22 protein-coding genes and 1 pseudogene are annotated in these 20002 nt (G+C 72.2%); 14 read left to right on the plus strand and 9 right to left on the minus strand.

Going from position 1 to position 20002, the window contains the following annotated elements; all coding sequences use genetic code 11:
- The first annotated feature begins 18 nt into the window (after nucleotides 1–18).
- The 5 genes and pseudogenes from CO540_RS10235 to CO540_RS10250 all read left to right on the plus strand — a co-directional run bounded on the left by CO540_RS10235 (nucleotide 19) and on the right by CO540_RS10250 (nucleotide 4719).
- Nucleotides 19–738 (plus strand): TetR/AcrR family transcriptional regulator, encoded by a 720-nt coding sequence (locus tag CO540_RS10235; RefSeq protein WP_253866599.1) that lies wholly within the window; start codon nucleotides 19–21, stop codon nucleotides 736–738.
- 95 nt (nucleotides 739–833) lie between these two features.
- Nucleotides 834–3110, plus strand: a complete 2277-nt coding sequence (locus tag CO540_RS10240; RefSeq protein ID WP_253866721.1) for a glycoside hydrolase family 44 protein — start codon at nucleotides 834–836, stop codon at nucleotides 3108–3110.
- Between the two features lie 153 nt (nucleotides 3111–3263).
- Nucleotides 3264–3536 (plus strand): annotated as a pseudogene (locus CO540_RS31305) (nuclear transport factor 2 family protein); the annotation flags it as partial.
- A 58-nt stretch (nucleotides 3537–3594) separates the two neighbouring features.
- On the plus strand, nucleotides 3595–3702 hold the full coding sequence (locus CO540_RS31310) for a hypothetical protein (protein WP_371682297.1): 108 nt from the start codon (nucleotides 3595–3597) through the stop codon (nucleotides 3700–3702).
- Between the two features lie 132 nt (nucleotides 3703–3834).
- The gene (locus tag CO540_RS10250) at nucleotides 3835–4719 is read left to right on the plus strand and encodes a class I SAM-dependent methyltransferase (RefSeq protein WP_099161860.1); all 885 of its coding nucleotides are present in this window, start codon (nucleotides 3835–3837) and stop codon (nucleotides 4717–4719) included.
- 56 nt (nucleotides 4720–4775) lie between these two features.
- On the opposite strand, the gene CO540_RS10255 is transcribed toward CO540_RS10250, so the two are convergent.
- A complete protein-coding gene (locus CO540_RS10255; protein ID WP_157779100.1) occupies nucleotides 4776–5726 on the minus strand; it encodes a hypothetical protein in 951 nt (316 codons plus the stop codon).
- 152 nt (nucleotides 5727–5878) lie between these two features.
- Here CO540_RS10255 and CO540_RS10260 point away from each other — a divergent pair, with 152 nt between their 5' ends.
- The 3 genes from CO540_RS10260 to CO540_RS10270 all read left to right on the plus strand — a co-directional run bounded on the left by CO540_RS10260 (nucleotide 5879) and on the right by CO540_RS10270 (nucleotide 8554).
- Nucleotides 5879–6802 (plus strand): AEC family transporter, encoded by a 924-nt coding sequence (locus CO540_RS10260; RefSeq protein WP_099161862.1) that lies wholly within the window; start codon nucleotides 5879–5881, stop codon nucleotides 6800–6802.
- A gap of 136 nt (nucleotides 6803–6938) precedes the next feature.
- Nucleotides 6939–7733 (plus strand): hypothetical protein, encoded by a 795-nt coding sequence (locus CO540_RS10265; protein WP_157779101.1) that lies wholly within the window; start codon nucleotides 6939–6941, stop codon nucleotides 7731–7733.
- Nucleotides 7734–7876: 143 nt separating this feature from the next.
- The gene (locus tag CO540_RS10270) at nucleotides 7877–8554 is read left to right on the plus strand and encodes a hypothetical protein (protein ID WP_099161864.1); all 678 of its coding nucleotides are present in this window, start codon (nucleotides 7877–7879) and stop codon (nucleotides 8552–8554) included.
- Nucleotides 8555–8819: 265 nt separating this feature from the next.
- On the opposite strand, the gene CO540_RS30880 is transcribed toward CO540_RS10270, so the two are convergent.
- Both CO540_RS30880 and CO540_RS10280 read right to left on the minus strand, forming a co-directional pair.
- Entirely contained in the window at nucleotides 8820–9359 is a 540-nt protein-coding gene (locus CO540_RS30880; protein ID WP_253866601.1) for a DinB family protein, read from the minus strand.
- 229 nt (nucleotides 9360–9588) lie between these two features.
- A complete protein-coding gene (locus tag CO540_RS10280) occupies nucleotides 9589–9945 on the minus strand; it encodes a nuclear transport factor 2 family protein (RefSeq protein WP_099164694.1) in 357 nt (118 codons plus the stop codon).
- 224 nt (nucleotides 9946–10169) lie between these two features.
- Here CO540_RS10280 and CO540_RS10285 point away from each other — a divergent pair, with 224 nt between their 5' ends.
- Nucleotides 10170–11273, plus strand: a complete 1104-nt coding sequence (locus CO540_RS10285) for an FUSC family protein (RefSeq protein ID WP_099161866.1) — start codon at nucleotides 10170–10172, stop codon at nucleotides 11271–11273.
- A 49-nt stretch (nucleotides 11274–11322) separates the two neighbouring features.
- Here CO540_RS10285 and CO540_RS10290 read toward each other — a convergent pair whose 3' ends face one another.
- From CO540_RS10290 to CO540_RS10300, 3 genes are read right to left on the minus strand one after another with little or no spacing between them, the layout of a single operon-like run.
- Nucleotides 11323–12294, minus strand: a complete 972-nt coding sequence (locus tag CO540_RS10290; RefSeq protein ID WP_099161867.1) for an ABC transporter permease subunit — start codon at nucleotides 12292–12294, stop codon at nucleotides 11323–11325.
- Nucleotides 12291–13190: an ABC transporter ATP-binding protein gene (locus tag CO540_RS10295; RefSeq protein ID WP_099161868.1), complete on the minus strand. Its 900-nt coding sequence runs from the start codon at nucleotides 13188–13190 to the stop codon at nucleotides 12291–12293. The genes CO540_RS10290 and CO540_RS10295 overlap by 4 nt, the downstream gene beginning before the upstream one ends.
- Nucleotides 13187–13582 carry a GntR family transcriptional regulator gene (locus tag CO540_RS10300; protein ID WP_091579039.1) on the minus strand — a complete coding sequence of 132 codons (396 nt, stop codon included), beginning with the start codon at nucleotides 13580–13582 and terminating at the stop codon, nucleotides 13187–13189. Before CO540_RS10300 ends, CO540_RS10295 begins: the two co-directional genes overlap by 4 nt.
- 243 nt (nucleotides 13583–13825) lie before the next feature.
- On the opposite strand from CO540_RS10300, the gene CO540_RS10305 reads away from it, so the two are divergent.
- On the plus strand, nucleotides 13826–14389 hold the full coding sequence (locus CO540_RS10305; RefSeq protein ID WP_099161869.1) for an NYN domain-containing protein: 564 nt from the start codon (nucleotides 13826–13828) through the stop codon (nucleotides 14387–14389).
- Between the two features lie 30 nt (nucleotides 14390–14419).
- Here CO540_RS10305 and CO540_RS10310 read toward each other — a convergent pair whose 3' ends face one another.
- Both CO540_RS10310 and CO540_RS10315 read right to left on the minus strand, forming a co-directional pair.
- Complete coding sequence (locus CO540_RS10310; protein WP_091579045.1) at nucleotides 14420–14746, minus strand: TraR/DksA C4-type zinc finger protein; 327 nt, start codon at nucleotides 14744–14746, stop codon at nucleotides 14420–14422.
- A 9-nt stretch (nucleotides 14747–14755) separates the two neighbouring features.
- Nucleotides 14756–15730, minus strand: a complete 975-nt coding sequence (locus CO540_RS10315) for a YafY family protein (RefSeq protein ID WP_099161870.1) — start codon at nucleotides 15728–15730, stop codon at nucleotides 14756–14758.
- 55 nt (nucleotides 15731–15785) lie between these two features.
- Between CO540_RS10315 and CO540_RS10320 the strand changes: the two genes are divergently transcribed.
- Entirely contained in the window at nucleotides 15786–16526 is a 741-nt protein-coding gene (locus tag CO540_RS10320; protein ID WP_099161871.1) for an alpha/beta fold hydrolase, read from the plus strand.
- A gap of 179 nt (nucleotides 16527–16705) precedes the next feature.
- Here the strand turns inward: CO540_RS10320 and CO540_RS30560 are convergent, their stop codons facing one another.
- Nucleotides 16706–16822, minus strand: coding sequence for a nuclear transport factor 2 family protein (locus CO540_RS30560; protein ID WP_216642359.1), 117 nt, complete (start codon nucleotides 16820–16822; stop codon nucleotides 16706–16708).
- A 286-nt stretch (nucleotides 16823–17108) separates the two neighbouring features.
- Here CO540_RS30560 and CO540_RS10335 point away from each other — a divergent pair, with 286 nt between their 5' ends.
- The 3 genes from CO540_RS10335 (at nucleotide 17109) to CO540_RS10345 (ending at nucleotide 19877) form a co-directional block, all read left to right on the plus strand.
- Complete coding sequence (locus tag CO540_RS10335) at nucleotides 17109–17690, plus strand: TetR/AcrR family transcriptional regulator (protein ID WP_099161872.1); 582 nt, start codon at nucleotides 17109–17111, stop codon at nucleotides 17688–17690.
- A gap of 78 nt (nucleotides 17691–17768) precedes the next feature.
- Nucleotides 17769–18857: a Gfo/Idh/MocA family protein gene (locus CO540_RS10340; RefSeq protein ID WP_099161873.1), complete on the plus strand. Its 1089-nt coding sequence runs from the start codon at nucleotides 17769–17771 to the stop codon at nucleotides 18855–18857.
- Nucleotides 18858–18917: 60 nt separating this feature from the next.
- Entirely contained in the window at nucleotides 18918–19877 is a 960-nt protein-coding gene (locus tag CO540_RS10345; RefSeq protein ID WP_099161874.1) for an NADP-dependent oxidoreductase, read from the plus strand.
- The last annotated feature ends 125 nt before the right edge of the window (nucleotides 19878–20002 follow it).

Raw genomic sequence — 20002 nt, forward strand, 5'->3', positions numbered from 1 at the left:
CGCTGTTACCATTGGTACGTGGAGCTTGCCGAGAGGACCGACGCCCGGTCCCGGATCGTCACCGCGGCCGCACGGATCCTGCGGGAGCAGGGGGCCCGCGCCGTGACCACGCGCGCCGTCGCGCAGGCGGCGCAGGTGCAGGCGCCGACCATCTACCGCCTGTTCGGCGACAAGGACGGCCTGATCGATGCCGTGGCCGAACACGTGATGGCCACCTGGGTGGCGGCGAAGGCGACCGGCGGGCCGCACCACGACCCGGTGGTCGACCTGCGCGCGGGCTGGCGGGCACAGATCGAGTTCGGGCTGGCCAACCCCTGGCTGTACGAGCTGATGACCAACCCCGCGCGGGCGGAGCAGTCCCCGGCCACCACGGAAGGCATCGAGGTGCTGCGTGCGAAGGTGCACCGGCTCGCCGCAGCCGGGCTGCTGCGCGTGGACGAGCCGCGAGCGGTCGCGATGATCCACGCGGCCGGCACCGGCACCGTACGCGCACTGCTCGGCATGCCACCGGACCGACGCGACCTCGGCCTGGCCGACCAGATGTTCGACGCCGTCGCCGCCAGCATCCTGACCACCGCCCCGGCGGCTCCGGCGAACGACGTGGGCGCCATCGCGGTCACCTTCGCCACCGCGCTACCCGGCCTGCCCGGCCTCACCGACGCCGAGCGGGCGTTGATGGGCGAGTGGCTCACCAGGGCCCTGACGACACTCCATCAGGGACAGCACCGGGCCAGCTGATCGGGCGCCCGATCACGGCATTGACTCGGGGCCGGGAAGGCGCAAGCCTATGGAAGCGCTCCCATCGTCGAGCTTCTATTCGCGTGAGGGAAGGAATGCTCGTGCGTCCCACCACCGCACTGCTCCCGGTCGTGCTGGCCACGGCCCTCGGCGGCCTGGCCCTGCCGGAGCCCGCCCTGGCCGCGGCCGGCCCGGCGCTGGCCGTCGACACCACCGCCAACCGGCACCCGATCAGTCCGTACGTCTACGGCATGAACTTCGCCGACGAGGCCCTCGCCCGGGAGCTGCGGCTGCCGGTGCACCGGTACGGCGGCAACGCCACCACCCGCTACAACTTCCGCAACGACACCACCAACCGGGCCTCGGACTGGTACTTCGAGAACATCCCGAACGACAACCCGGACCCGGGCAGCCTGCCCAAGGGGTCGGAGAGCGACCGGTTCGTGCAGCGGAACAAGGCCACCGGCGCCGCCACGGTCATGACCGTGCCGATGCTCGGGTGGATCGCCAAGGACCGGGCGAAGGCGTGCGGCTTCAGCGTGGCCACGTACGGGCCGCAGCAGTCCACCGACCCGTGGGCGCCGGACTGCGGCAACGGCAGGAAGCCCGACGGCAGCCTGGTCACCGGGAACGACCCGGAGGACACCAGCGTCGCGGTCGGTCCGGAGTACGCCACCGACTTCGTCAACCACCTCAAGGGGCAGTTCGGCGCCGCCGCCGACGGCGGCGTCCAGTTCTACAACCTGGACAACGAGCCGGACCTGTGGCACTCCACCCACCGCGACGTCCGCCCGACGGGCCTGGGCTACGACGAGCTGCGCGACCGCACCTACGCGTACGCCGCCGCGATCAAGGCGGCCGACCCCGGCGCGAAGACGCTCGGTCCGGTCGGCTGGGGCCTGAACTCGATCTTCTACTCGGGGCTGGACCAGGACACCTGCTCGCGCACCGGATGCTGGTCGAACCCGCCGGACAAGGCCGCGCACGGCGGCCAGGACCTCGGCCCGTGGTACCTGGACCGGATGCGCGAGTACGAGCAGCAGCACGGCGCCCGGATCCTCGACTACTTCGACATTCACCTCTACCCGCAGCAGTCGGGTGTGTTCGGTGACGCCGCCGGCGACGCCGACACCCAGGCGCTGCGGCTGCGCTCGACCCGCCAGCTCTGGGACCCGACGTACGTGGACGAGAGCTGGATCAACCAGCCGGTCCGCTTCATCCCCCGGATGCGGGAACTGGTCGACCAGCACTACCCGGGCACGAAGATCGCGATGACCGAGTACAACTGGGGCGGCCACGGGTCGCTCAACGGCGCGCTGGCCCAGGCCGACGTGCTCGGCATCTTCGGCCGCGAAGGGCTCGACCTGGCCACCCTCTGGACCGCACCCGGGGCCGACCAGCCGGTGGCGAACGCCTTCCGCATCTACCGCGACTACGACGGCAGGGGCGGCGCGTTCGGTGAGACCTCCGTCAAGGCGACCAGCGCCGACCAGGGCAAGCTGGCCGTGTACGCCGCCGAGCGCGCCGCCGACAAGGCACTCACCCTGGTCGTGGTCAACAAGACCGGCGACGACCTGACCAGCCCGCTCACGCTCACCGGCGTCTCCGCCGACACCGCCCAGGTCTACCGCTACAGCGGGGCCGACCTCGCCGGCGTCGTCCGGGAGGCCGACCAGCCGGTGACCGCCGGCGGCCTCACCGCCACCTTCCCGGCCAACTCGATCACCCACCTGGTGCTGCCGCGCGGCACCACGCCCGGCGACACCACCGCGCCGACCGCCCCCGGCAGGCCGACCGCCGGCACGGTCACCGCCGACAGCGTCGCCCTGACCTGGACGCCGTCCACCGACGACACCGGCGTGACCGGCTACGACGTGCACCGGGTCGACGCCACCGGCACGGTGAAGGTGGGTGGCGCCACCGGCACCTCGTACACCGTGAGCGGGCTGACCCCGGACACCTCGTACACCTTCGTGGTCACCGCGCGTGACGCGGCGGGCAACGTCTCGACGGCCTCGCCCGGCCTGACCGTGCGGACCGCGCCCACCGCCCCGACCGGCCGCTGCACGGTCGGCTGGACGGCGAACAGCTGGCCCGGCGGCTTCACCGCCACGGTCACCATCAGAAACACCGGCGCCACCGCCATCGACGGCTGGAAACTCGCCTTCGACTTCCCCACCGCCGGCCAGAAGATCGGCCAGGGCTGGTCGGCCACCTGGAAGCAGAACGGCACCAGCGTCACCGCCGAGAGCATGACCTGGAACGGCAGGCTCGCCCCCGGCGCCACCACCAGCATCGGCGTCAACGGCACGTGGAGCGGCACCAACCCGGCGCCCGCCGCCTTCACCCTCAACGGTCAACGGTGCGGCTGACCTGAGACGACTCTGCTCCGCCGGCGCTACCGGCGGAGCAGAGTCGGGCGGGCCCGACTCCCGGCCCCGAACGCCGAAGATCGACATCGGCTGCTGCCTCCCCGGGTGGGTGATCCGGGTTAGCGCTGCTCACGGCCCGGGTACGACGAAAAGATGACGACCGACCAGGCGAAGCAGGATCTGCGGGAGCTGATCGAGGAGCGCGTGGCGGCAGTGGCGCGCCGGGACGCCGAGGCGCTTGCCGCCCACCAGGCCGCGGACGTGCTGGCCTTCAACGTCCTGCCGCCGCTGCGACTACGAGGTGCCGACCAGGTGGCGCCCCAGACCCGGGCGTGGTTCGACGCATACGCCAGCGGCCCGGGCTACGAGGTCCGGGACCTCCAGGTCGACGCCGACGGCGACCTCGGCTACTGCGCCTTCCTCTACCACGTCACGGGACGGTTGCAGGCGGGCATGGACGTCTCCATGGGTACGCGCCACGCTCGTGTGCCGCCGGCGCGACGGGCGGTGGGTGGTCGTCCACGACCACGAGTCGATTCCGTGGGACCCGGAGACAGGTCAGGGTCTGGCCGGCCTCGATCCCGACGCGTGACGACGCGCTCGGCACCCTGCCATCGACCCAACCGCCAGGTCGCGGCCGAGACCCACCGGACCGGTACGCACGCCCGGCCAGCCGGGTGGGCACGGGCCGGTACGACACGTGGTCCGGCACTATCGTGACCCGATGACGACCGACAGGTGGGCCCGGTGGCTGTCGGCGCGCCGAGACGGCGGCGACGCCACCCTGCGCGCCCGGCACGCCACCGACCTCGCCGGGTTCCGCGACGGCGTTCTCGACCGGGCCGACCTGAAGCCCGACGACGTCCTCCTCGATGTCGGATGCGGCACCGGACTGATCGGGTTCGGTGCGCTCGACCGTCTCGGCCCGGACGGCCGGGTCATCTTCAGCGACGTCTCGCCGGACCTGCTCGACCAGTGCCGGCGGACCGCCGACGGCGACGAGCGGTGCCGCTTCGTCCAGGCGTCGGCCGAAGACCTCGCCGGCGTCGCCGACGCCTCCGTCGACGTCGTCACCACCCGGTCGGTGCTCATCTACTCCGACCGCAAGGCCACCACGTTCGTGGAGTTCTTCCGGGTGCTGCGGCCGGGCGGAAGGCTCTCCCTCTTCGAGCCGATCAACCGCTTCGCGCTTGAGCACCGCCCGGAGGATCTGTTCGGCTGGGGTGGCACGCCGGTCGACGACCTGGTGGCCAAGGTCAGCGACGTCTACCGGGGTCGGGCCGCAGCGGCCGAGCGGCCGATGGTCGACTTCGACGAGCGCGACCTCGTCGCCTGGGCGCGGGCCGCGGGTTTCGAGGCGATCGAGCTGGACTACCGCGCGCAGCTCGACGTGCCCGGCGAGCCGATCGGCGACTGGGAGGCGCTCAAGCGGACGGCCCCCAACCCCCTGGCCCCCACGTACGGCGAGGCCATTGCCGCCGCACTGAGCGGCGACGAGCGCGAGCGCCTCGACGCGTGCATGACCGCCCTGGCGGCGGCCGACACGCCGACGCGGCGCACGGCGGCCACGGCGTTCCTCCGCGCACGGCGTCCCGACCGGAACCGCTGAGACATCCCGCGCGTCACACCGCACCCACCGACCCGACCGACAGGGGCGGACACCTGTCAGTCGCGGCGCCCGTCGGTCAGGTGCACGTGACGTAGTCCCGGGCCGAAGGCGGCCACATGCCCGACGGTGCCGTGGTGCGGTTGCGACGGCGTGAAGCGGCCCTCGTCGACGGCGATGTCGTAGGCGCCCCCGATGGCGTACTCGGCCAGGGTCCCGGTCAGCCGGTGCCCGCCCGCCCACGCGAGTCCCGCGTCCAGGGTGTCGAACACGCCGGAGGCGTATCGGGCGCGGTCACCGTGGAAGACCCAGACGGTCGACCGGAGTCGGCCCAGCTGGTCGTCGGTCGGCCTGCGGCGCAGTCCCTCGGGGGTGAACGAGAACGAGTCGGGGAAGCTGCCGGACCGGTGACGTACGGCGAGGAGCACCGGTTCGGGGTGTACGCCTTTGAGCCCCTCGCTGCTGGGGACCTCCGCGAAGGCGTTCCACAGGTGGAAGCAGATCAGCTCGTGGGCGGGATCGGCAGTGGTGTAGGCGAGCGTCTTGGCGAAGAAGGGGTTGGCTCCGCCGATCCACAGCGACGGCGGCCCGAACGTCTCGACGACCTCGGACAACGTCCGGTCCCGCGTGACCCAGTCGCCGACATCCGTACCCAACCGCCGGAACTCGGCCTCGGACAACGCCCGGTCCAGTTCGAGCCAGCCGAGGCGGTCGGCGATCTCCGCGTAGACCGAGGCCGTGGCGTCACGCAGGGCATCGGCCGGAAGGACACCGCTGTAGGCGCCCCGGACACCCGTCGGGGCGAACGCGTCGCGGTCGCGCAGTCCGTCGCACTCCGCCCACCATCGATCCAGGCAGCCGTCCACGGCGGCCATCGCCTCCAGCAGAAGCCGTTCGGCCATCTCGTCCCTGCCGTACATGCCGGGGCGACGCAGGACCCCGTTCACCTGCGTCAGGTGGTGTCGCCGTGCCTCGTGGAGGCCGGATCCGTAAGCTTCCGCGCTGCTCATCGTCGCCGATCATGACACCTCGACGAGGTCCGACCACGCGTCGGTCGGCAGGTCGATGACATCCTCGCCCGGGTGGAGACTGCCGCCTGCTTCCTCGACCCGTACGCCCGCCGGTCCCCGGGCCCGCGCGACGCCCGCCCGACGGTGACCGCATGAGCCTGGTGTCGGCGTTCGTACCGATCTGGGTCCTCACCGCGATCGGTTGGGCGGCCTGTCGGTGGGGCCTGCTGGGTGAGGCGGCCGCGTCGGTGCTCGGCCGGTTCGTGTTCCATCTGGCGATGCCGTCCGCCCTGTTCCTGGCGCTGTCCCGGATGCCGCTCTCCGGGTTCGCCAACCGCTCGCTGCTCGCTTTCGCGGTGAGCACGGTCGCGGTCGTCGGGCTGGGGTGGGTCGGCGCGAGCCGGCTGTTCGGTCGCACGCCCGGCGAACGGCCGATCTGGGGCATGGCCGCCGGGTACGTGAACTCCGCGAACCTCGGCATCCCGATCGCCACGCAGGTTGTCGGCAGCGTGTCGTTCCTGGCGGAGGTGGTGCTGCTGCAGGTGCTGGTGGTGACGCCGGTGATCCTGGTCGCCCTGGACCGGCACAGCGACCCGGCCGGGCGGGTACGGGTCCGTCGTATCGCCTCCCTGCCGGTACGCAACCCGGTGATCCTGGCGTCGCTGCTCGGCGTCGTGTGCTCGGCTGCCGGCCTGCGCCTGCCGTCGGCGGCCGACGCGTCGCTGACCCTGCTGTCGGGCGCCGCGGTCCCGGCTGCCCTGGTCGCGCTCGGCGCGTCGCTGCACCGCCCGGCGCCGTCGCGGGCCGAGCCGGCCCAGCCCGCCGAGCTGGCCGTGATCGCCGCGCTGAAGCTCGTCGTCCAGCCGGTCATCGCGTACGCGGCCGGGCTGGCCCTGCACCTGTCCGCGCCGCAGATGCTCGCCGTCGTGGTGTGCGCCGGCCTGCCGACAGCGCAGAACACGTTCATCTACAGCCAGGAGTACGGCGTCGGCGAGGCGGTGGCCAACCGGGCGGTGGTGGTGACCACGACGCTGTCGCTGGCCACCCTGGCCGCGGCGGCGTCACTGCTCGGATAGGTCCGGCAGCGGCCGTCCGGACGACGGAGCCGACCCGACCGTGGCGACCGCCTTGCCCCACGCCGGCCGGGACGGGCAGGCTTGGCAGATGTCCGCCGTGATGGCAGGCCGCCGTCTGCCGACCCTCCGGCGTACCGTGACGCACCCTGCTGTCTGGTCGGTGCCGGCGATGGCGCTGTTGGTGTTCGTGGCGATGCCGTTCAACGACGGGTTCTACAGTTTCTGGGTCAACTACGACGCGCAGGGCGACGCACAGCAGTACGAGCTGCTTCACACCACGCGCATCTTCCGATACACCTCCGGCGTCCTGTGTGGGCAGGCGTTGGCGTTACTGGCCGGCGCCGCCCTCGCCGTCCGGAACACGCAGGCGAGAGCGCTGGCGGTGGCAGTCCCGCTCGCGGTGCTCCTGGCCGGGGTGGCCGCCGCGGTCGCGTACCCGCTCGCCCGGGCCCGCGAGGGCATCTTCTTCACGACCGGTGCGCTCGACGACCCGGTCCTGGTGCGGGCCCTCCTGGGCGAGGTGGCCGCGTACCCGCTCTACGCCGCCGCCGGCGTCGGCCTCGGCACGCTGCTCGGGAGACGCCTGCGCCGACCCGCGACGCGCTGGCCGCTCGTGCTGCTGTTCCTGCTCGGCTGGTTCGCCGCCACCCTGACGGGGCTGCTGCAGGACGACCGGTTCGACGCGCCGTCCGGGCTGTTGTGGGTCGTCCCGCCGATCGCGGCCGGCACGGCGGTCGCACTGGCCGGACTGTCGACGGATGTCTGGGCCGTACCTCCGGTGGTGGTGGGCGATGGGGGGCGCGGCGCCGGCGTCGCGCTGCTGGTGAGCGCCGCCGCGTACGCCCTGGGGTTGAACCTGTTCGCCCGGTGGGCCCGTCGACGGGCGTTCGCGCGGACCGACCGGCTCCCCCCACGGCAACCGGACCACTGATCAACGAACGGGCCGACCAGCCGTTATCAGTGGCGCCCGCGGAGCGACCCCACGGGGTTGACGGCTCGGCAGCTCGATGCGCACGAGTCCCGGTCCGAACAGGGCCACGAGGTCGGCGGGCGGGGACGGTACTCTGCGGCCTCGTGAACGCCTTGCTGCGACGGTTCGTCGAGCTCGTCGAAGCCGACCTGACAGCCGCCGGCTTCGTCCGCCGAGGGCTGGTCTTCCGGCATTTCCACCCAGAGGGCAACGGGATTGCGCTCGACATCCAACGCACCGCCGCGCTGGGGGGTGAGGTCGAGTTCTTCATCAATGTCGGGGTGCTGCTCGCACCGCACCTGCGGTACTTCTTCGGAGCGGACGATCCGCTCCGCGACGCGACGCCGCACCACGGCGTCTGGCGTCATCGCCTGGTGGCGACCGACGACGGCGCGGCGATGCCCGACCACAGGTTCTCGCTGTCCGCCCAAGCCGACGTGGAACGTGCCGCCGCCGTCGTGCAGACCTGGCTGGCGCGGAACCTGCCCCGCATGGAGAGCTGGCTCGGCGACGTCGAGGCGATGCTCGCCGCCATCGAGGAGGACCGCGAACGAGCCGCCCAGGCCCGCGCCGAGCAACTCGCCTCCGGCCGGTGGCGGGCCGGCCGTTGGCCGGACGGGACGTGGAGCGGCGCCGTCATCCGCGCCTACGCGCACGCCGAGCGCGGCGACGTGGACGCAGTCGCGGCCGAGACCGCGAGCTGGCGCGTCGGCGGCCCCGACTCGTTGGCCGCCGACGCGCTGGCGATCGCCCACCGGCGTCGTGCCGATCGGCAGGGATGACCGTCGACGTCGGATGCGGGACCCCCCGCCGACGGCGATGAGCCGTGCAGCTTCATTCAGGCGCCGCCCGAGGACCCTGCCGGCGTCACCCCGCATCCACCGTCGAGCGGCGATCGCGGTACGGGCGGACGCCTGTCAGTCGCGACGGCCGTCGCTCAGGTGCAGGTCGGCGGCGTGACGATGCTCGATTCTGCTTCACCGCCGTTCCTCGCGGTGAGGTCGCACCCGGACGGCGCTCCTTTCGCTGACCCACCGCCCCGATGGGTCACAGGCCGGTTCGCCCATCGATGCACTCGCGCAGAAGGTCGGCGTGGCCAGCGTGCCGCGCATACTCCTCGATCACATGAAGAAGTACGTCGCGCGTGGCGTGGCTGCCACCGTCGGCCGGTACCTCGCGGCCCAGGTCGGCCTCCTCGAGGGCGTCGAGCCATTCATCCGCCTTGGCGATCTCGGCCTTCCAGGTGGCGAAGGCGTCCTTCACCACCGCCGGGTCGGGGTCCGCGCCCCCGAAGTCCCAGTCTGGGTCGTCCTCGTGCTGGTAGAGGCACGGTGCGTCGGTCCGCCCTTGCAGCACACGCTGGAACCAGTGGTTCTCCATCTGAGCCAGATGGCGGACCAGGCCGAGCAAGCTCAGGGTGCTGGGCGGCACCGAGCGTCGACCGAGCTGCTCGGCGTCCAGTCCGTCGCACTTCATCTCTATGGTGAGACGGTAGTTGCCGAGGTACTCCCGGTAGGTCGCCTTCTCGCCGACGGGCTCACCGAAAGTCCTGGGATCGTCCCCGGGGGCGGTCCACAGTTTACTCACGGCGCCACCCCATCGTGAGCGGACCGCACCGGTCAAGCGAGTTGCGGTGCACCAACCTCGACAGCCGTTGAAGGAACCGATCGCCGCTCGCTCATCGCTGGAAGCGGCCTCGTCGTGCCGCGTGCGCCGGCGGAGCTTGATACTTCCTTCTGGAGGAAACACAGCAAAACATGATTCGCTGCCCAGTGAGGGCAACGCCGTGGCCACACCGAGGACCCGCCGAACAGGCTCACCGGACCGGGGCGAGGGTGGCGGCCAACACCCGCCAGTTGCCGTCCTCACGCACCCACAGCCGGGTGTAGAGCAGCCGCGCGGACACCACGGCACCGCCCTGCACCGCATCGACCACAGCGACCGTGCGGGTCACCCCGGTCTCACCGTCTTCCTGGACGTCGAGCGACTCCTCCACCAGGTTGGTGATGCGCAGGGCCCCCGAGCGATAGCTCTCCAGGTCATCGTCCTTCGAGAAGATCGACCCGTCCGGTCCCGCAGCCACGACCCGGGGGTGCAGGAGCGCGTCGAGGGAATCGACATCGCCCCCGCGCTGAGCGGCTTGCAGCTGCCGTTCCGCAGCATGGAGATCCATCGACCGATCCTCTCCAGCGCCCCGCACCGGGACAAGGGGTTCGCTCGCGGCAGAACGCCACCGCGTCATGATCAAACACGGCGCGTTCGCCACCACGGGGTGCGCGGCCGGTCGGCCGCCCGCCGCCTGAGCGATTGAGCAGGTCACGGGCGGGGTAGTGGGCTTCCTCGCAGAAGATCGATCGGCGGCCGGTCCCGGTCCGCCCGGCGAGAGGACCACCACCGGTGCGGACATGGGGGCGCGACGCCGTCGCGCGGTTGCGGGGCGACGGGATGACCGTGATCGAGCTGACCAGCGCCGCGGTGGTCGCCTGGATCGTGGCGGCGGTGGTGATCCGTCACCCGGACCCGTTCTTCGCCCCGACCGCCGCGCTCGTCGTGCTCGGCGAGTCCCGCGGGCGACGGCTGCGGCAGACCGTCGAGATCCTGCTCGCCGTGGCCGCCGCCGTGCTCGCCGCGGAGCTGCTGGTGTACGCGCTGGGCCCGGGCACCGGCACGGTCCTGCTGGTGCTGGTGCTGACCACCACGACGCTCGTGGTGATCGGGGCCCGACGTGCCCTCGTCGTGCAGGCCAGCGTCTCGGCCATGTACCTGGTCGTGGTCGCCGCGCCCAGCGGGACGCTGATGCCGTTCCGCTTCGTCGACGCGCTCATCGGCGGCGCGGTGGCGCTGGCCGCCAGCCAGGTGATGGCCGCCCGTGACCCGCTGGAGCCGCTGGTGGCGCAGGCCCGGCGCAGCTACACCGACCTGGCCGACCTGCTCGACCAGGTGAACGCGGCGCTGCGGAGCTGCGACGAGGACGCCGCCCGGGACGCGCTGGACCAGGCCCGGCAGGTGGACGACTGCGTCGCCCACCTGCAGTCCGCCGTGCTCGCCACCGGTGAGACGCTGCGGCTGGGACTGCGCCGCCGGCACCTGGGCAAGCTCGTCGAGGTGGAGGCGACGCTGCGGCAGCTCGACTACGCCGCCCGCAACATCCGGGTGCTGGCCCGCGCCGGCGTGACCCTGACCCGCCGGCACACCGCCACGCCGCCGGAGCTGGCCGCCGCGATCGGCGCGCTGACCGCCGCCGTACGGTCGGCCGGGGAGGCTCTGGCCCGCGACCTCAGCGGCGCCGACGCGGACCGGCACGCGCAGCAGGCCGACGCGGCGGCCCTGGAGGCGGTCCGGATCGCCGCGGGCCTGCTGCGGACCGACCCGCCGCTGCCGGTCACCATGATCGTCGGACAGATCCGGGCAACCGCGATCGACCTGCTGCGCGGCGTCGGCCACGACGACACGACGGTGCTGGACCGGGTGGACGAGGCGCTCGGTCTGAGCCGGGCGTGACACCCGGACGCTGGGTCAGGCTTCCCCGGAGCGATCCTCGGTCAGGGCACTAGACCATGCGGCGCCGCACCCGCCACGCCACCACCCCGATCAGGACCGCGGCGACGGCGACGAACAGGGCCGCCTCGATGAGCTGGAACGTCCAGAACCGGTCGGCCGGGTGGTAGACCCCGAACTGCTGGATGCCCCGCTCGTGCAGGAACTGGTTGAGGTTGGTGCCGGCCCGGTCGGCGGCGCCCTCCAGTTCGGCGTACTCGGTGCCGCTCAGCCTGCGCCCGGTCGCGTCCGCGTAGCCGTGGTCGATGGTCCAGTCGGCGAAGCTCGGCAGGTGCCCCGCCCGGTCCGTCGCGCCGCCGACGGGGACCGGCTCCATGCTGGTCAGCGGCGTGGCGTACGCGGGACGGGCCAGCAGCGCCACCGACATCCGGGCGGCGAGGAACGCCCCGAACGCGACGCCGAACGCGGGCAGGCTGCGCCGCAGGATCGCCCCGGCGGCGGTGGCGACGCCGAAGGCGAACAGCGCGTACGCCACCGGGACGACTCCCTCCAGGTCGAAGGCGTCGTACTGGAACCGCCCCTCCCACGCGTCGAACGGCTGACGGAACCAGGTGAGCACCGCGGTGAACATCCCGGTGAGCGCGACGGTGACGCCGGCCAGGGCCGCGAGCTTGGCCGCCAGCCAGCGCATCCGCGGCACGGCCTGCGTCCAGGCGAGCTGCCAGGTGCCGTCCTCCAGCTCCCGCGCGAGCAGCGGCGCGCCGAGGAACGCACCGATGACGACCGGGACCAGGTAGAAGGCGGCCAGGAGGTTCTCGACGTAGCCGTACTCCTCGTCGAGCCGGCGGAAGGAGGCCGCGCAGGCGTCGGTGCCACCGGCCTGTCCCGCACAGCGGGCGGCACCGCCGGGGAACAGGTCGTGGGCCTGCGTCCCGAGCACGAGCAGGGCGATGCCGAACACGCCGACGAGCAGACCCAGGACGCAGACCTCGGTCCGGTGCTGGCGCCAGATCAACCACGTCACGCCGCCACCTCCGAGGTGACCGGGGCGCTCGGCCCGGACGGCCGGCGCAGGTACGCCAGCACCAGGTCCTCCAGCGCGACCGGTCGGGCCTGCCAGCCGGGCGCGGTCGGGAGCCCACCGTCGCGTACCAGCAGGGTCGTGTGCCGGTCGCTGTGGACGGCCTCCACGACGGCGCCGGCCCGGTCGAGGTCGGTGGCCGTGCGCGGACCGACGAGCAGCCGGTGCTCGGCGAGCAGGGTGTCGATGTCACCGGTGAGCGTGACCCGGCCCTGGTTGAGCACCACCAAGTGGTCGCAGACGCGCTCCAGCTCGTGCACGACGTGGGAGGAGAACAGGACGGTCACCCCGCCTTCGGCCACCGCGCCCATGAGGACCTGGAGGAACTCGTGCCGGGCCAGCGGATCGAGGCTGGCCACCGGCTCGTCGAGGACGAGCAGGTCCGGGCGCTTCGCCAGGGCCAGGGCCAACGCGACCTGCGCCTGCTGCCCGCCGGAGAGCGTGCCGGCCCGGCGGTCGAGCGGGATGCCCAGCTTCGCCAGCCGGCGCTCGGCCAGCCCCTGGTCGAACCGCAGGTTGCAGGCCCGGCCGAAGCGGAGCAGCTCGGCGACGGTGAAGCGCCTGTACAGCGGGTGGTCCTGGGCCAGGAACCCGACCCGGGACAGCGTCTGCGGGGTGCTGGCGGTGACGTCGTGGCCGAGGACCTCCACCGTGCCGGTGCTCGGCGCCAGCAACCCGACGACCAGGCGCAGCAGCGTGGTCTTGCCCGCGCCGTTCGGCCCGACCAGGGCGATCACGCCGCCCGCCGGCAGGGCGAGCGTGCAGTCGCGCAGCGCCCAGCCCTTCCGGTACCGCTTGCCCACGCCGTCGGTGCGCAGCGCGAACCCGGTCGCTGTCACGCCACGTCCTCATTCCTGGTCTGCTGGTGGACGGACGTGAAGATCGCGTTGACCGCCTGCTCGTCGAGGCCGGCCGCGTAGGCGCGGCGCAGCCAGGCCGCCAGGCCGCGACGCAACGACGTGTACGTCGACGCCGGCATCGCGGCGGACTGCTGCTCGTTGACGAACGTGCCCTGGCCGGGCCGGCCGGTGACCAGGTTCTCCTGCTCCATCTGGCGGTAGGCCTTGGCGACGGTGTTCGGATTGATCGCCAGGTCCTCGACCACCTCGCGGATGAGCGGGAGGCGGTCACCGGGCTGGAGGAAGCCCAGCAGCACCGCCTGGCGGACCTGCTGGACGAGTTGCAGGTACGGCGGCACGCCGGAGTGGGTGTCGAGCCGGAAGACGAACACGGAACCCCCTACTGCTTTACTAGCACCATAGTAAAGCAGCAAATGGCAGGTCAAGGGGGGCGACGTACCCGCACCGCGGACCAGGAGGGCCGAACCTGCGGCGCGCAACGAGTGGATCGGCGGATGCTGTCTGCCGGCCGGATCGGCAGGCCATACCCTTGACCATGAGCACGGCATCCTCCGGCACGTCAGACGCTCGGGCTCGACCGGTCCACGCTCGTTGCTCGACTCGAAAGGCACACCATGCCCGGCACCACCGCACCCGTCACGTACCTCATCGTGGACGGGGAGAACATCGATGCCACTCTCGGCAACAGTGTTCTGGAGCGCCGGCCGGCCCCGGCGGAACGACCCCGGTGGGAGCGTCTGCGGGACTTCGCGCAGGACACCTGGCAGCAACCGGTGAAGGCGCTGTTCTTTCTCAACGCCTCGGGCGGCGGTCTGCCGATGCCCTTCGTCCGGGCCCTCCTGAGCTTGGACTACCGGCCCGTTCCGCTCGCGGGATCCGCGGATCAGAAGGTGGTGGACATCGGCATCCAGCGGACGTTGGAGGCTATCGCCCGGCGCTCGGGCAATGTGATGCTGGCCAGCCACGACGGCGACTTCCTGCCGCAGATCGACGACCTCCTACGAAGTGATCACCAGGTTGCGGTCGTCGGGTTCAAGGAGTTCCTCAACGCCGGCTTCGCCGACCTGCCGGGCCTGCAGGTGTTCGACATCGAGGAGGACGCGGGCTGCTTCACCAACGTCCTTCCCCGGGTTCGCATCATCGACCTGGACAGCTTCGATCCGGAGCGCTTCCTGTAGGCCGGACGGCATCCGCGGACCCTTGACGGCTTACGCGCATTTGATGCAGAAGCGGGCGAACGGCCGCGCGGCGAGCCGTTCCTCGCCGATCGGCTGCCCACATCGCTCGCAGACGCCGTAGGTCGCCGCGTCCACCCGACGCAGCGCGTCGTCGACGTCGGCGATCCGCTTGCGCGCCCCGGCCAGCAGCGCGGTCAACTGGGCGCGTTCGAAGCCGATGGTGGCGCCCTCCGGGTCGTGCTCGTCGTCGGCATTCGAATCCCGCGACGCCAGGAACAGCGCCTGCAGATCCTGGGCCAGCGTCGCCGCCTCGGCCTCCGCCCTGGCGCGCAGCCGCAGCAGTTCGTCCCGGACCATAAGGGCAGCCTAACGACCACCGGCCCGCACGTCGTCGGCGTCGGTGAGCAGTCGGGCGGCCAGGGCGCGTACCTCGTCCCTGAGTTCCTGCGGCCGGTCGATCGTGAACGGCCAGCCGAGCCCGGCGAGCATCTGCGCTGCCCCGTCGAGCCGTTCGACCCGGGTGGTGAGGCGCGCTCCGCCGGGCACCTCGGTCAGCGCGCCGACCGACGGCGGGATCCGTCGCCGCGCCTCCTCCAGGCTGGTGTGCAGGACCACGGAGATGTCGTGCGCGTACGGCACGGCCGCCAGACCGGCGAGTACCTGCGTGGTGGGATCGAAGCCGGCCGGGACGTCGAACCTGCCCTGGGTGGGGCGGGCCGTCCCGATCCGGTCGAGCCGGAACGTCCGCACGGCCCCGCGGTGGTGGTCGTGACCGGTGACGTACCACCGGCCGGCGTGGAAGACCAGCCCGTACGGGTCGAGCTGCCGCTCGCCGGACCGGCCGCGCCAGCTGGTGTAGGTGATGCTCACCGGTTGCTGGTGTCGGGCCGCTTCGGCGAGCACCAGCAGCACCTCGATGCCGGGCGGGGCGGACCTGGGGATCGGTGCGGTGAAGTCCACGGTGCCCAGCAGTGAATCGATCCGCCGGGCGAGGACGGCCGGCAGCACCCGGCGGATCTTCGCGGTCGCGCTCTCGGCGGCCGCGCCCTCCGTGGTGACCAGCCCCGCCCGGGTGGCGGCGACGAGCCCGAGCATGACGGCGACCGCCTCCTCGTCGGTGAGCATCAGGGGCGGCAGCTTGTATCCGGGCGCGAGCCGGTACCCGCCGTAGCGACCGCGCCGGGCCTCGACCGGGATGCCGAGGTCGGCGAGGTGCGCGGCGTAGCGGCGGACCGTGCGCTCGTCGACGCCCAGCCGACCGGCCAGGTCAGCGACGGTGAAGCCGCCACCCGCCTGGAGGATCTCCAGCAGCGCGAGCACCCGCGCGGTGGGCCGGGCCAAGTTCGACTCCTCATCCGGGCGGAATCTGTCCGGTATTGATCGTAGCGTGGCACGCATGACGACATTCGTACTGGTTCCCGGGTTCTGGCTCGGCGCGTGGGCCTGGCGCCCGGTCGCCGCCGCCCTGCGTGGGCAGGGCCACGAGGTGTATCCGCTGAGCCTGACCGGCCTGGGCGAGCGCGCCCACCTGGCCCGCCCGGACATCGACCTCGACGTCCACGTCACCGACGTGGTCAACCTGCTGCGCTACGAGGACCTGCACGACGTGGTCCTCGTCGGGCACAGCTACGCCGGCGCGGTGGTGACGACCACCGCCGCCGACCGCATGACCGACCGCATCGCCCAACTGGTCTTCGTCGACACCGGCCCGTTACCCGACGGGGCGGCGAACGACGACTTCAACCCACCCCAGGAGCGTGACCGCAACGCGGCGCTGGTCGCCGAGCACGGCGACGGCTGGCGGCTGCCACCCCCGCCGTGGGCCCAACTGGCGGCGGCAGCAGGTGTGGACGACTCGGTCGTCGCGCTGCTCGACGAGCGGTCGGTGGCCCAACCGTGGGCGACCGCCACCAGCCCGGTGCGGCTCACCGGGGCGTGGGAGAAGCTGCCCCGCCTCGGCGTGCTGTCGAGCTTCACCGCCGAGCAGGCACGCGGGATGGCCGGCGCCGTGCCGCTGTGCCGACACATGGCCGGCGACTCGTGGCGCTACGAGGAACTGCCGACGTGGCACTGGCCGATGCTCAGCCGACCGGCCGAGCTGGCCCAGATCCTGCACGACGCCAGGCCGACGGCATAGCCTGCGCGTGTCGTCCCCCAGAAGGTTGCGGCCCGTGGCCACGAGACCCGGCGGCGGGTTCGCGGCCACGGGCACGTGGGTGGGTCAGCCGCTGACGAGCTTGCTGGCGTACTGCGGATTGGTGCAGTCCCGCCAGGCGGCGATCTTCCCGTCCCGGATCTCGTAGATCGCCATGTTCATCACCGGCGCCAGTTGAACACCACGTCGGGGTGCAGGTACGGGGCGAGGCGGTCGGCGTCTCTGGTGTTGAACGCCTCGACGAACTCACGAATGAGGGTGCCGTTGTTCGGTGCCATGTCGAGTTCCTTCACTACTTGGCGGGGTGGGTGGCGCCGTTGAACACCGGCGGGGCGTAGCCGGCGGGCTTGTCGCCGATACCGAGGCCGGGGCTCACCACCCAGGACCGGGCTCATGTGGCGCTGGCAGAAGGCGATCACCGACGGCATCCGGCACATGCAGTCGACCGGTGACATCGCCCCGGACCTACGCGCCGGCGCACCCACCAACTGAGGGTCTGGCGGCCAAGGGTGGGCGGAGCCACAATTCTTTGTCGGTCGTTCCAGTTTCCCGTACGGTTGGCGCATGGCTCGCACCCGGGAGTTCGACGTCGACGCGGCGGTGGCCGCGGCCATGGAGGCGTTCCGGCGCCACGGCTACGAGGGGACCTCGATCCGCGACCTGAGCGAGGCAACCGGCCTGGGCAGCGGCTCGATCTATGCCGCCTTCGGTAGCAAGGAAGGGTTGTACCTGGCCGCGCTCGACCTCTACCGGCAGCGGTACGCGACGCCCCTGATCGACATGCTGCATTCGGGCAACAACGCCCGGGAGGTGATCCGCGAGGTTTTCGTCGCCGCCGTGGATGAGATCGCCCGGGACGGGAAACACCGGGCATGCCTGATCGTCAGCGCCACGGTCGAGCGGGCCCGCGACGACCTGCGGGTCGCCGAGCGGCTCCGGTCGACCACCCGTTCGCTGGAGTCCGCCCTCTTCGACGTGCTCGCCGAGGGACAACTGCGGGGTCAGATCCGCGCCGGACGCAGCGCCTCGGACCTCGCCGCCTTCCTGGTCACCAGCCTTCAGGGCCTACGGGTGATGGGCGGGATCAACCCCGACCGGTCGGCCCTGATGCGTTCCGCCGAGGTCGCGCTGAGCTGCCTGGACTGACCCAGTCAGGGACAGGTGTCCCTTTTTCATGGCCGAATTCTGTAACGATCACTCAAGATAGTTGATGGAGGATAGAGGATGAAACAGACAGGTGTGGGCATCATCGGGCCCGGCGCGTGGGCGTCGGTCTCGCACCTGCCGGCGATCGCGGCGTCACCGTCCTTCGACCTGCGCGCGGTCAGCACGTCCCGGCGCAGCTCGGCGGAGGCCGCGGCGGCCAGGTACGGGGTGCCCGGATACGACGACCACCGCGACCTCATCAACCACCCCGGAGTGGACCTGGTGGTCGTCGCGGTGCAGGTCACCCAGCACTTCGAGCTGATCTCGGCGGCGCTCGAGGCGGGCAAGATGGTCTACAGCGAGTGGCCGCTCGCCAACGGCCTGGCCGAGGCCGAGCGCCTCGCCGAACTGGCCCGCCAGGCCGGCGTCCGTACCGTGGTCGGGCTTCAGGGACGCTACGCCCCCGAGGTCCGGCACGCCCGTGACCTGATCCGGGACGGATACGTCGGCGAGGTGCTCGGCACCACCCTGGTCGGCTCCGGCATGGTGTGGGGCGGGGTGGCCAACCGCAGCCAGGCGTACTGGTTCGACAACACCAACGGCGCCACCCCGCTCACCTCCGCCACGCTGCACGCCCTCGACCCGGTGCACGTCGTCCTCGGTGAGTTCGACAAGGTCGCGGCCAACCTCGTGGTGGCGCGCAAGGAGACGACGATCGCCGAGGACGGCACCCGGATCCCCGTCACAGTGCCCGATCAGGTCGCCCTGATCGGCACACTCACCTCCGGCGCGGCCGCCTCCGTCTTCTACCGGGGCGGCGCGTCGCGCGGCGACAACCTCCGATGGGAGATCAACGGCAGCGACGGCGACCTCGTGCTGACCTCGGACTGGGGCAACATGCAAGTCGCCCAGCTCACCCTCGCCGGTGGCCGCGGCGCGGACACCACCGCCACCACCATCGAAGTCCCCGCGTCCTACTCGGACGGGATCCCCGCGGATCTCGCCCGCACCCCGGCCGGAAGCGTCGCGCGGCTCTACGCGCAGTTGGCCCGCGACCTGGCCGACGGCACCCACACCGTGCCCGACTTCGCGCACGCCCTCAACCGGCACCGACTCATCGACGCCGTCGAGCGCTCGTCGGCCACCGGCATCGCCCAATCCCTGTAGCGACCACCCGGCGGCCAGCACCCCGAGGCGCCGGCCGCCTCCAGATCTGGAGCCAATGACATGAGAGCGATCGGACTGCTACGGCACGGCGGACCGGACGTACTGGAGGTCGTCGGACGGCCCACCCCGCACGCCGGACCGGGCGAGGTCCGGATCCGGGTACGCGCCGCGTCCGTCAACCCCGCCGACACTCTGATCCGGGCCGGCGTCACGCCCATCCGGCAACGCGGAACCGAGCCGGTCATCCCCGGCCTGGACGTGGCCGGCACCATCGACCAGATCGGTCCCGGCACCGACACCCGCCTCGCCGTCGGCGACCGGGTGATGGCGATGGTCAACCCCACCCGCCCCGCCGGCGGCGGTTATGCCGAGTGGGTCGTACTTCCCGAGTCGTGGGTCGTCCCGGCACCGGTCGGGGCGAGTCACGCCGAGGCGAGCACCCTCCCGATGAACGGGCTCACCGCCCTGCACGCCCTGGACCAGCTGCACCTGGCGGAGGGCAGCACGCTCGCCGTCACCGGCGCGGCCGGGGCGGTCGGCGGCTACGCCGTACAACTGGCCAAGGCCGCCGGACACCGGGTTCTGGCCGACGCCGCCCCACGGGACGCCGATCTCGTCGCGTCGCTGGGCGCCGACAGCGTCGTCGCCCGCGGGCCGGGGGTCGCCGATCGCTTCCGCGCGCTCACCGCCGAGGGCGTCGACGCCGTCGTCGACGCCGCTGTCATCGGCGCGCCGCTGCTCACGGCCGTCCGCCGCGGCGGCTCTCTGGCGTACGTACGCGGCGGGCCGGACCAAGCGGCGTTCGAGCGGGCGGCCGCGACGAGCGGCGTCACCCTCGTCCACGCCCACGTGCACGATTACGACGGGCGACGCGACAAGCTCGACCTGCTCCGCCGGCTCGCCGACGAAGGACAGCTCAGCCTCCGGGTCGCCGACACCTTCCCGCCGGAGCAGGCGGCGCAGGCCCATCGGCTCCTGGCGGCCGGCGGCGTCCGAGGCCGGCTCGTCATCGAGTTGTGAGCCGGCCGGCGAGTTGGTCGGCGCGGCCCCGGACCGGTATCGCATTCCGGTGGCAGACCTCCTGGGCGCCGGTACTGTTCGTGCGTACCCTGCCCGACGCCGCCGGCGCACCCCCATCAGGAACT

The sequence above is a fragment of the Micromonospora sp. WMMA2032 genome, from assembly GCF_002688545.1.
Classification (GTDB): domain Bacteria; phylum Actinomycetota; class Actinomycetes; order Mycobacteriales; family Micromonosporaceae; genus Micromonospora; species Micromonospora sediminicola.